This is a genomic window from Turicibacter sp. T129 (assembly GCF_025594975.1).
In the GTDB taxonomy this organism is placed as follows: Bacteria; Bacillota_I; Bacilli_A; order MOL361; family Turicibacteraceae; genus Turicibacter; species Turicibacter bilis.
In genome coordinates this window covers 1-11,526 of the sequence record NZ_JAMQUU010000040.1, presented here as the reverse complement: position 1 = coordinate 11,526, position 11,526 = coordinate 1, and the positions used below count along the sequence as shown (strand labels likewise).

13 protein-coding genes are annotated in these 11,526 nt (G+C 34.3%); 10 read left to right on the top strand and 3 right to left on the bottom strand.

Features of this window, described 5'->3' with window-relative positions; translation table 11 throughout:
• From NEH75_RS07855 to NEH75_RS07840, 4 genes are all read left to right on the top strand, one after another.
• Entirely contained in the window at nucleotides 1–441 is a 441-nt protein-coding gene (locus tag NEH75_RS07855) for an MOSC domain-containing protein (protein ID WP_055305599.1), read from the top strand.
• Nucleotides 442–460: 19 nt separating this feature from the next.
• Entirely contained in the window at nucleotides 461–1,216 is a 756-nt protein-coding gene (gene modA, locus NEH75_RS07850) for a molybdate ABC transporter substrate-binding protein (protein WP_262948741.1), read from the top strand.
• A complete protein-coding gene (locus tag NEH75_RS07845) occupies nucleotides 1,203–1,706 on the top strand; it encodes a molybdenum cofactor biosynthesis protein B (RefSeq protein WP_262948740.1) in 504 nt (167 codons plus the stop codon). Before modA ends, NEH75_RS07845 begins: the two co-directional genes overlap by 14 nt.
• Before the next feature lie 185 nt (nucleotides 1,707–1,891).
• Nucleotides 1,892–2,110 (top strand): hypothetical protein, encoded by a 219-nt coding sequence (locus NEH75_RS07840; protein WP_262948739.1) that lies wholly within the window; start codon nucleotides 1,892–1,894, stop codon nucleotides 2,108–2,110.
• Nucleotides 2,111–2,122: 12 nt separating this feature from the next.
• Here the strand turns inward: NEH75_RS07840 and NEH75_RS07835 are convergent, their stop codons facing one another.
• Entirely contained in the window at nucleotides 2,123–3,109 is a 987-nt protein-coding gene (locus NEH75_RS07835; RefSeq protein WP_237252356.1) for a threonine aldolase family protein, read from the bottom strand.
• Between the two features lie 869 nt (nucleotides 3,110–3,978).
• On the opposite strand from NEH75_RS07835, the gene NEH75_RS07830 reads away from it, so the two are divergent.
• On the top strand, nucleotides 3,979–5,157 hold the full coding sequence (locus tag NEH75_RS07830) for a cation diffusion facilitator family transporter (RefSeq protein WP_055242141.1): 1,179 nt from the start codon (nucleotides 3,979–3,981) through the stop codon (nucleotides 5,155–5,157).
• A gap of 51 nt (nucleotides 5,158–5,208) precedes the next feature.
• Here NEH75_RS07830 and bcp read toward each other — a convergent pair whose 3' ends face one another.
• The gene (gene bcp, locus NEH75_RS07825) at nucleotides 5,209–5,679 is read right to left on the bottom strand and encodes a thioredoxin-dependent thiol peroxidase (RefSeq protein WP_055242143.1); all 471 of its coding nucleotides are present in this window, start codon (nucleotides 5,677–5,679) and stop codon (nucleotides 5,209–5,211) included.
• A 173-nt stretch (nucleotides 5,680–5,852) separates the two neighbouring features.
• Here bcp and yaaA point away from each other — a divergent pair, with 173 nt between their 5' ends.
• The 3 genes from yaaA to NEH75_RS07810 all read left to right on the top strand — a co-directional run bounded on the left by yaaA (nucleotide 5,853) and on the right by NEH75_RS07810 (nucleotide 7,990).
• Entirely contained in the window at nucleotides 5,853–6,620 is a 768-nt protein-coding gene (yaaA, locus tag NEH75_RS07820) for a peroxide stress protein YaaA (protein WP_055242145.1), read from the top strand.
• Between the two features lie 225 nt (nucleotides 6,621–6,845).
• On the top strand, nucleotides 6,846–7,160 hold the full coding sequence (locus NEH75_RS07815; protein ID WP_262948738.1) for a hypothetical protein: 315 nt from the start codon (nucleotides 6,846–6,848) through the stop codon (nucleotides 7,158–7,160).
• A 65-nt stretch (nucleotides 7,161–7,225) separates the two neighbouring features.
• Nucleotides 7,226–7,990 (top strand): MFS transporter, encoded by a 765-nt coding sequence (locus tag NEH75_RS07810; protein ID WP_262948737.1) that lies wholly within the window; start codon nucleotides 7,226–7,228, stop codon nucleotides 7,988–7,990.
• Nucleotides 7,991–8,021: 31 nt separating this feature from the next.
• Here NEH75_RS07810 and NEH75_RS07805 read toward each other — a convergent pair whose 3' ends face one another.
• A complete protein-coding gene (locus NEH75_RS07805) occupies nucleotides 8,022–8,267 on the bottom strand; it encodes a hypothetical protein (protein WP_055275323.1) in 246 nt (81 codons plus the stop codon).
• Nucleotides 8,268–8,408: 141 nt separating this feature from the next.
• Here NEH75_RS07805 and NEH75_RS07800 point away from each other — a divergent pair, with 141 nt between their 5' ends.
• Together NEH75_RS07800 and NEH75_RS07795 are read left to right on the top strand one after the other, a co-directional pair.
• Entirely contained in the window at nucleotides 8,409–9,200 is a 792-nt protein-coding gene (locus tag NEH75_RS07800; RefSeq protein ID WP_055275325.1) for an EFR1 family ferrodoxin, read from the top strand.
• Nucleotides 9,201–9,722: 522 nt separating this feature from the next.
• Entirely contained in the window at nucleotides 9,723–11,402 is a 1,680-nt protein-coding gene (locus NEH75_RS07795; protein ID WP_055305597.1) for a PTS transporter subunit EIIC, read from the top strand.
• Nucleotides 11,403–11,526: the final 124 nt, after the last annotated feature.

Sequence of the window (11,526 nt, the reverse complement as noted above, 5' to 3'; positions counted from 1 at the left end):
ATGGGAAAAGTACATGCAATTTGTATTAGTGAAAAAAAAGGAACACAAAAATCATTTATTGAAGAAGCAACATTTATTGAGAATTTTGGAATTGAAAATGATGCGCATGCAGGAAAATGGCATCGACAAGTTTCGTTATTAGCTTATGAAAAAATTGCTGATTTCAATTCACGCGGGGCCGAAGTTAAGGATGGAGCGTTTGGTGAAAATTTAGTTGTCGAAGGCATTGATTTTACGTCACTTCCAATTGGAACTATTTTTAAATGTAATGATGTAGAGTTAGAGTTAACTCAAATCGGTAAAGAATGTCATCATCATTGTTTAATTTATTATAAAATGGGAGAATGTATCATGCCTAAAAATGGAGTGTTCACTCGTGTATTAAAAGGTGGCGTTATCCGAGTAGGCGATGAGATGACGTATGAGTTACCAGTCGAGTAGAAAGCGAGAGATTTTAACAATGAAAAAATGGTGGTTAAGCTTATTAATCGGTTGTTTATTAGTCGGATGTAGTCAAAAGCAAGAACCAACCGTTGAACTCACTGTCTCAGCGGCTTCTTCATTACAAGAAGCAATGCAAGAAATTGCAGCTGATTTCATGGAACTCTATCCTAATGTGAAGGTTCAATTGAATTTTGGCGGATCGAATGTTCTAAAAACACAAATCGTTGAAGGATTTGATGTGGATTTATTTTTATCAGCGAATTTTAAACAATATGATGAACTTGTGCAGTTAGGAAAAATTGAAGTGGGTTCATTATTTGCAACGAATCGTGTCGTTATTGTGACAAATAATGATCAAGTTCAAAGTGTTTATGATTTAGCTAAACCAAATCTTCAAGTGGTACTTGCTAATGAATCGGTCCCAATTGGTCAATATGCGGCATCGATTATTGATTCAATTGATGAGAATCAACCAGGATTTAAAGCAGCCATTGATCAAAATATTGTATCACGTGAAGAAAATGTTCGCCAAGTGTTGATGAAAATCACCTTAAATGAAGGCGATGCGGCTTTTGTTTATCAAACGGATTTAACACCAGACGTTAACGATCAAGTAACTGTCATTTATCTTCCGAATGAGTATGATGTGATTAGCGAATACTACATGGGAATCATTAAACAAAATGAAGTGAAGAAAGAAGCCGAGCAATTATATGAGTATATTTTATCAGATGCCGGTCAAGAGGTTTTAAAATCATATGGATATGAATAAAATTCAAGCAGCTATTATTACCATGTCTGATTCACGTTCACAGTCAACTGAAAAAGTAGATGAAAGTGGAGCAGTCATCAAAGAAATTTTAGAGGCCAATGATTATGCAGTGGTTCACTATGAATTAATTAGTGACGACTTTGAAGGAATTAAAAATAGCTTAATTCGTGTTTGTGATCAAAATATTAGTTTAGTTTTAACGACAGGTGGAACAGGATTGTCTAAACGAGATAATACCCCTGAAGCGACAAAAGCAGTCATTGAAAAAGAAGTTCAAGGAATTAGTGAAGCGATGCGTTATCATAGCTTACAAATTACTCCACGTGCCATGCTATCACGTGGAGTATCGGGTATTCGTCAAAATTCATTAATTATTAATCTGCCAGGAAGCCCGAAAGCAGTTCGAGAAAATTTAGAGTATATTATTCCTTCACTTCGCCATGGATTAGAAATTTTACGTGGAGAAGCGAGTAATTGCGCTAGAAAATAAAGGTAAAAGACACCAAGGTGTCTTTTTCTTTTGAGCTCATTGATTCTTATTAAAAAGAATAGATAATCTGCCACCTGAAAGAAAGGATGCGAATATACTATAGAGACTCAAACAAATATATTCGTCCATGATGAGCTAGATGATTGAAAGGAGGAAGGCAGCAGTATCATCTGTTGCAGAATTGAATGTTAATAAATACGCCAAGTCTTGAAGAAGATCTTGTTGATGAGGATGAGTCTTTATCTGAGACGTCTCAATTGAATAATCAATTAAGTAACCAGAATGAGCAAACGACGAATGCAAATGGTAGTTGGTATAAGGGGAGTACTTTTGCAGGAGTTTTAGTCATTATTTTATTTGTCGTTTGGTTTTTATATCGGATAGGTTGCCTTGGACATGATTAAAAAGGATGCTCTTCATCGTTGAAGGGCATCCTTTTCTTGAAATTGAATAATTGAACTTAGAAACTCATAAATATCTTGACGAGTCGTAGAGAATGACGTAATGAGTCGAATGATCGAGTGAGACTCGTCATAGGTATCCCAGACTAAAAACGTAAATCGTTGATGAAGATAGTCAATTAAAGAATTTGGAAAAATCGGAAAGAGTTGATTAGTATCACTATCGACGAGAAATGGAAAATTAAGTGTGCTTAAACCTTCTTTTAATAATTGTGCCATGCTATTTGCTTCTTGCCCAATTTTAAAATAAAGCTGATTTTGAAAAAGTTCTGCAAATTGAATGCCAAGAAGACGTCCTTTGGCTAAAAGTGCTCCTTTTTGCTTCATACTAAATCGAAAGCAGTCTTGAAGCAGTGGATTTGAAATGACGAGTGCTTCGCCAAATAAAGCGCCATTTTTTGTTCCACCAATATAAAAGGCATCAGTTAGATGAGCGTAGTCTGATAATTGTAGCGTATTAGAGGGAGCGGTTAAAGCGGATCCTAGCCGAGCTCCATCTAAGTAGAGATAAAGTTGATGATCTTGACAAAAATGAGAGAGCCTCTCTAACTCTTGCTTAGAATAAAGGGTTCCAAGTTCAGTTGGATTAGATAAATAAAGAAGTTTAGGTTTTAACATGTGTACCGTGTTATGAGCGGCAACGATTTTTTGTAATGCTTCAAGCGTGACTTTTCCATCAATACTTGGTATTTCGATGACTTTGTGTCCCGTGGCTTCAATTGAACCTGTTTCATTAAAGGCAATATGACCGGTTGAAGGAGAGAGAACTGCTTCATAAGGTCTTAGGACGTGTGAAATAAAGGTTAAATTGGTTTGAGTGCCACCCATCAAAAAGTGAATATCGCACTTTGTTGGATTGAGATATGTTTGAATGTATTCTTTTGCTTGTTGACAATAATAGTCTGTCCCATACCCTGGTGTTTGTAGCATATTTGTTTGCATTAAGGCGCTCATAATGGTAGGATGAGCTCCTTCAGCATAATCAATTTGAAAATTAATCATGAATTGAGGAGACGATTAGGTGTCTCCTTTCCTCCTCTCCATCCGTATTAGTTTCTTGGTATACTTTATTCAGTAGATGAGGGAAACATGTTAAGAAATCTAAGGTCATATAAAAGGAGTAGACAAGAGCAACGTTCTTTAAAAACGATAAAAATCTATCCAGATCGTGTGAAATATTTCCTAGAGATTTGATTTAACTTTAAAACTTATAGTGTGGATGCATAAATACGGAACGTCATTTCTAAATTCGAATAGATTTCTACTCCATACATACTAGTCGGAAAGAGAATCGTCACATTCATACCGAAAAGAATATCAAATTGTTCGTTTCATTCCTATTTAATATTAAGATTTACTTGTCATTAGTCGTTTTAACTCAAATTCCTTCATTATGAAGATAAGAATGAAACAAATCTTTCATGATCGGAGGCTCAAGATTACTACTTTTAAATCATTTGATTTGGTCTTACTATCCTACTATTCGTTTCACGTTCAGTAGCGGGAATTGTTAAAATGATTGTGATAAGTAAACATGAATAAGTAATACAAGAACCTCAAACAAGCTCAATCAGCTGCATGATAAAGTATAGTCATTTGCAATAATTTGAGTAGAATGGATAAGAATTTAATGATGACTAGTTAAAATCCTGTTATATGCCTCATCGCGCGGATAAGAAGATTGAACGGTTGATGAGGAAAAAAGATTAAGGTGCTTACAAATTTTAACTGAAATACTAGCCAAAATGTATGGAATAAGATAAGATATTATAACGATAATAATGTAAAGTGATAGAATGGAGTCGTTGTTGATGCTTACTAAATGGTTAACGAAACACTTAATTAAAAATAGTGATCAAGTCCAAGATGAAACGGTTCGAGAACGATATATTTATGTGGCGGGCATGGTCGGAGTAGTGGCCAATGTCTTATTATTCATCATTAAATTTATCGTTGGAATGTTAGCAGGAAGTATTGCGGTGATGGCAGATGCCTTTAATAATTTCTCTGACATGGCCTCATCTGTTATTACGATGGTCGGAGTTAAGTTAGCGAATCGTCCAGCCGATAAGGAACATCCACATGGACATGGGCGTATTGAATATATTTCGGCTTTAATTGTTGCTTTTATGGTTATGTTAGTTGGCGTACAATTTATTCAATCGTCGATTAATCGTATTTTAAATCCAAGTGAAATCAAGTTTGAATGGATTTCTTTTATTTTATTAGCAGTTTCTGTGTTAGTCAAACTGTGGCTGAGCCGATTTAACAAACAAATGGGAGAAACGATTCATTCAACAGCCTTAAAGGCCGCTTCTGTTGATGCGTTAGGGGATGTATTTACCTCAAGTACGGTGTTACTTTCATTTTTAGTGGCACGTTTTACAACGTTCCCCATTGACGGATATGCTGGGGTATTAGTAGCATGCTTTATTTTGTATGCGGGGTATTCATTAGTCAAAGAAACGATTAGTCCTTTACTAGGCGAAGCACCTGATGAAGAATTAGTGAATCAAATTTATGAACGTTTGTTATCGTTTGAATATGTCACAGGGGCACATGATTTAATGATTCATAACTATGGTGTTGGACGTATCATTGCTTCAATCCACGCTGAAATTCCAGCTGATATCGATATCATGACGATTCATGATGTGATCGATGAGGCCGAGCGTCAAATCTCAGAGGAATTAAATTTACATTTAGTCATTCATATGGATCCTGTTTGTATTGAAACAGAAGAGATTAGAGTGATGAAAGCTGAATTAGAGAACATCATTAACGAGCATGATGTGATTATGTCGATGCATGACTTTAGAATCATTGGGCACGAACCGAATAGAAATTTAATCTTTGACTTAGTTGTTGATGGTTCAAAGTTAACAAAAGAAATCACGGAACAGAGTATCAAAGATGAAGTCACTCAGCGTATTCAAATGTCACATCCAAGCTATCGTTGTGTCATTGTCATTGATAAAATTTATACGTAATAAAAAACTCATAGACTTACACATTAGGGTGTTTAGTCTATGAGCTTTTTATTATAATGAGCAGCTTTCTAATACTGCTTCAATGTGACCAGCCACTTTTACTTTACGATAAATTTTTGTGATAATTCCCGCTTCATCAATTAAGAAGGTTGAACGCTCAATACCAATGGCTTTTTTACCGTACATATTTTTTTCTTTTAAAACATCATATAAATGGCAGACGATTTCTTCATGATCAGAGAGTAAAATGAAGGGTAACTCATGTTTAGCGATAAACTTTTCATGACTAGCGACACTATCACGACTAATTCCTAAAATCACCGCATTTTGTTCATTAAAGGATTCGATAGCATCACGGAAAGCTTTCGCTTGATTTGTACAACCAGGTGTATTATCACGTGGATAGAAGTATAAAATCACTTTACGTCCACGATAATCGTGTAATGAATGTTGTTGATGATCAGATCCCATTAAGGTAAAGTCAGGAGCTTCCATTCCTTCCGTTAAAATAACTGGTTCCATAAAACTCACTTCTTTCTTGTTAAATTATGTAATGATTTACAAATAATTATGCGCTATAATAGTCGGGTTGTAAAGAAATATGATAAGATATTGAAGCACTTTGCGCTATCATTGTGAACGAGATAAATAAATTTTATACGTGAATTGAAAAAATGTTGAAGGATGTGTCAAAAATGTTAATGATGTTATCACCAGCAAAAACATTTAAAACCATTGAATTAGAACCATTAGATTTATCAAATGAATTAATTTTTAAAAATAAAACAAAACAATTGGTTAATCAGTTACAAACTTATTCGGTGAGTGAGTTATCAACTTTAATGAAAATGTCTGAAGCGCTTGCAGAGGTAAATGTAACAAGGTTCGCTCAATTTTATGAAAAAAATCAACAAGGCATGTATGCCATTCATGCCTTTGAAGGAGAAGCTTATAAAGGGTTAGATTCGTTAAGTTTAAATCAAGAAGCACTTGAATTTTCAAAAGAGTCGCTTCGAATTTTATCTGGACTTTATGGAGTATTAAAACCATTTGATGTGATGAATCCTTATCGCTTAGAAATGGGATTATCATGGTCAGGAGAGCATGGGAAAGATTTATATCAGTATTGGAAAGAAGATTTAACGGTTCATTTCTTAAATGAATTAAGTGAAACAAAAGGGGATCAAGTCCTATTAAACTTAGCATCAAAAGAGTACAGTAAAGCTTTAAATTTAAAACAAATTGAGAAAACGTATCCTGTGATTACGATTGAATTTAAAGAGCAAAAAGGTGAGGCGTTTAAAGTAGTGGGGATGTATGCTAAACGCGCACGCGGTCAAATGGCGCGTTATATTTTAAACCATCAAATTCATGAGGTTGAACAAGTTAAAGCATTTAATGAAGGAGGCTATACGTTTAATCCAGATTTATCAACCGAAAAAACATGGATTTTTACCCGTTAGCTTGACTGTCATAGCGATAAAAATGGTAAAATTTTCAATAAATAAAGGGTGAGATTTTTATCCGAAGAGAGATCGGATGAAATTATTTGAGATTAAAAGAGGGGAGAGGCAGCTAATGAAGATTAACTGCACGATTTGCTAGTGGACCGCCCATTCTAACGCACATTTAGAATGGGGTTACGATAAAGTAGCTCCATGTTAATTAACGACATAGGAGTGAAGAAAATGAAACGTAATATAGGAATTGATTATATTTACCGATTTTTATCATCATTTGATATAACAGCAGCGATTTGGGTCTTATTTTTCGCCTATAAAGGGATGACACTCATTGAAATTGGGTTATTAGAGAGCAGTTATCATAGTTGCAATTTAATTTTTGAAATTCCAACTGGAGCGATGGCAGATTTGCTCGGGCGTAAAAAAATGATTATTCTTTCACGCTTAGCAGCTATGATCTCGTCCATCGTTTTACTAGTCTCCAGTCTTTTGTTAGATTTGCGATTGGCTTTATTTTCTCAGCTTTTAGCGGAAATTTAAATTCAGATTCTGAAGAGGCGCTCGTTTACGATAGTTTTATTTCGATTAATCAAACTGAAGAGTATTTGCCATTTAATAGTCGATTAAATGTATTGATTGAAGTGGCTCAAGCGTTAGCTGTTTTTATTGGAGGTCTTTTAGCTGAAGTTAGTTTTGAGTTAAGCTATCTGATTGCAATTTTAATGGCGATAGGGTCCTTGAGTGTCGCTTTACAATTTAAAGAACCAATGATTCATGAAACTCAAGAACGTTTATCTGTGAAAGATCATTTTCAACAATGCTTTATCATGATGAAATTAAATCGTCGTCTGTTAGCTATGCTACTTTATTTTCCGTTAATGATGACATTTACAACGGTCATCTATTTTTATGCTCAAGCTTATTTTTCAGACTTTTCTTATTCAAAATCGACTATCTCCCTCATTTTTTTAGTGAATGGATTAGTGAGTGCACTTGGTGCATTACTAGCTGAAAAAGTTGAAAGGTGGTGCCAGGGAAAGGCCTGGTTATTTGTACCGCTTAGTATGAGTGTGATGATTTGTATATTTGGATATGTTGAGGCTAAAGTTGGCATTTTTGTTTTTTGCTTAATTAATTTCTTAAGTGCTATTTTATATCCGATTAGCAGTGTTTATATGAATGAAGAGACGCCATCTGAAAAGCGAGCAACGATTATTTCAGTAAGTAGTATGATGTTTTCCCTTATGATGATTTTAATTTTTCCGCTTTGTGGATGGTTAGGAGAAAGAGTTGGGTTAGCCCAAGCATTTCAAGTCATTGGTTTATTAAATCTTTTGATTGTAGGAACGATTGCTCTAATTAGAAAATAAAAGCATAAAACGTGACTCAATGAGTCACGTTTTATGCTTTTAAGAGATTTAGTTGTTGCTTGAGTTCATGAATCACTTGTGATTCGATTTCATATTTTTCATATTGTTCATTTAACATTCGATCAACATAATTGGCTTTATGGGGAATTCGATTTTCTTTTTTGATTTGAGTTAAGTGAATTAAAAGCTGTTCTGTTTGTTTCAGCTGTCGTTGTGAATCTTCATATTGAGCTTTTAAGTCTTCATAATTAGTTAAATCATATACAGTTTTTGACATATAAATCACCTCCTAATTAGAATACTCCCTGTTTTTTGTATATTTTATGCAAGAAATGTTGTTTCATACAGTAATTTGCAGCATTTTTAAGGTATAGTACTGTAGAGTATGTCGTATAAATAAGAAAAAGGAAGGTATCGTATGATTTTTTATTTTAGTGGAACTGGAAACTCACAAGCAGTGGCGAATGAAATTGGAAGTTATCAAAACGAACGACTAGTCTCGATTGCTCAAGCCATGAAATTAGAACAATTGACTTATTCATTGGAGTCAGAAGAAAAAGTTATTTTTGTGTTTCCTATTTATGCATGGTCACCGCCTCAACTAGTTGTTGATTTTATAAAAAAACTTTCTTTTAATGGAAGTGTGCCAAGTTATTTAAGTGTCGTTGTCACATGTGGTGAAAATATAGGAGAAACTGAACGTGTCATTCAACGTTTATTTGAACAAAAAAGTTGGGCATTACAGAGTTTTTATACGTTAGTCATGCCTAATAATTATCTGATTTTAGGAACAGTGGACTCTAAAGAAGAGAGGAGAGAAAAGCTTCACTTAGTTAAAGAGAAGATTCTTCACTTAAATAAAAGTATCGCTCATTTAAAAGTTGAGAGACAGCTTATTAAAGGGTCACTACCTAAACTTTTAACGACTGTAGGAGGACGCCTCTTTCATTCATTTGGCAGAAGTGTTAAGCCATTCTTTGCCAATGACCACTGTATTTCTTGTAAGGTCTGTGAAAAAATATGTCCTACGGGATGTATTACGGTTGAAGGGAAGCCAATGTGGGAGGGAGAGTGTACTCAATGTTTGGCCTGTTTGCATTATTGTCCTAAATCTGCGATTCAGTATGGGCACCACATGGGAAATAAATCACGATATACCCATCCCGATATTTTATGGTATCAGTTAAATCAAACTCAAGAAGTCGAATAAATATCGGCTTCTTTTATTTATTTCTTTACTAATAAATGTTAAAAATTAACTCGTTTCCACAAAGGATATAATTAATCATTAAGGATGATACATATTTTTTATCATTTTAAAAGATTGTATTCGTTTAATGCAGTCTTTTTTTAGTGAGCCAATAACGTATATATTCGAACAGAAAGCAAATAATTTTAATGTTAAATGTTATTTATTAGACATAAATCAATTTTAGGTCATAGCGGGTCGTTTGAATAAAAAGTAGTTAAAAAGACGCTCAATAAGTTATATTAACATGACCAAAAATGTAGAAAAATTGATGTAAAAAAAACAGTTTAATGATGTTAAAAAAACCATAAAACTGTAAAAAAAACGTAGGTAACCGGTTACCTATTTAATGAAAGGGATATTAAATTGTGAAAAAATATAATATAATCATACATGTAAGCAATGTGGCTAATATGATGAAAGTTCACATTTGATATCGAATTAAATAATGGTTTTATGGTTACTTAGGAGGAGGATTTAAGTATGTTTAAGTATTTACAACGTACAGGGAAAGCCTTAATGCTTCCAATCGCTGCCTTACCAATCGCTGGTATTTTATTAGGAATTGGTGGAGCATTTTTAGGTATCGCTGGAATGACTGATGCACCAGCTATTTATCAATCAATTGCAAATACAATTAATAACTCAGATTTCTTAACAGCACTTTTAACAATTATGAATGATATTGGAAATATTGTTTTCGGAAACTTACCAATTTTATTCGCTGTTGGGGTAGCAGCTGGTTTAGCTAAAAAAGATAAAGCAACTGCTGCGTTAGCTGCTGTATTTGGTTTCTTAGTAATGAACCAAGTTATTTCAACATTATTAACATTAGGAATGACTAAATTAGGTGTCGTAACTGCTGACAATGTTGGAGAATATGGAACTTACGTAACAACAAATGTCGGAATCTTTACATTAAACATGTCAGTGTTTGGTGGGATTATTACAGGGATGGTAACATCTGCGTTACATAACAGATTCTTTAACATTCAATTCCATCCTGTATTATCATTCTTTGCAGGATCTCGTTTCGTACCAATCATTACTTCATTAGTAATGGCATTAGTTGGGGTGGTTTTAGCCTTTGTTTGGCCGTTCGTTCAAGATGGAATTGGAGCATTAGCAAATGTTGTTAATTCATCAGGAATTTTTGGTTCATTCTTATTTGGATTAGTTGAACGTTCATGTGTGCCATTCGGATTACACCACGTATTCTATACACCATTCTGGTATGGATCTTTCGTTGAGGCTAACTTATTAATTGGTGGACAAGATGTTCTTGTTCAAGGAGCAAACACTGCTTACTTCGTTCAATTAGGTTCAATGGGAGATTTAGTAGGTTTAGATTCAGAAAGAATGCATGAAATTGTTATGGGAACAACAAGTTTCTTAGCTGGTAAATTCCCATTCATGATGTTCGGTTTACCAGGTGCGGCTTTAGCAATGTACAAATGTGCTAAACCTGAAAAACGTCAAGCTGTGGGTGGTTTATTAGGAGCTGCTGCATTAACAACTATTTTAACTGGTATTACTGAACCATTAGAATTCACATTCTTATTCGTTGCACCAGTGTTATTCGTTGTACATGCTGTATTTGCTGGATTATCATTCATGTTAATGGCAATGTTAGATGTATTCATCGGGATGACATTCTCTGGTGGATTAATTGACTTCGTTTTATTCGGATTATTACCTGCAGGAGCTGGTGTAGCGACTCATTGGTACTGGGTATTAGTTGTTGGTGTTGTTTACTTTGCTTTATACTTCGTTGTATTTAGCTTCTTAATTAAAAAATTAAACTTAAAAACACCAGGTCGTGAAGATGATAACGAAGAAGTAAAATTATTCTCTAAAAAAGACTTCCAAGAACGTAACGGTGGATCTGCAGAAGCAACAACAGCTACAGCTGGAACTGATGAATGGAAAGAAAAAGCACCATTAGTATTAGAAGCATTAGGTGGAGCAGAAAATATTGAGAACTTAGATGCATGTATTACACGTTTACGTGTTGAAGTTGGAGATACTTCTAAAGTTGATAAAGATCGCTTAAAAGCTTTAGGTGCGGCAGGAGTTATGGAAGTTAAAGGTGGAGTTCAAGCAATCTTCGGTGGAAACTCAAATACTCTTAAAAACTACATTTTAGATATTATTGGTGACTAATCAATAGAATAATAACACTTCAAATGAAAATGACTAACCATTCGGTTAGTCATTTTTTTATAGTAATGGTTATAGAACGGAGTGTTATTTAAGTGATTGAATGATTTAGGCTCTTTGTCAACTG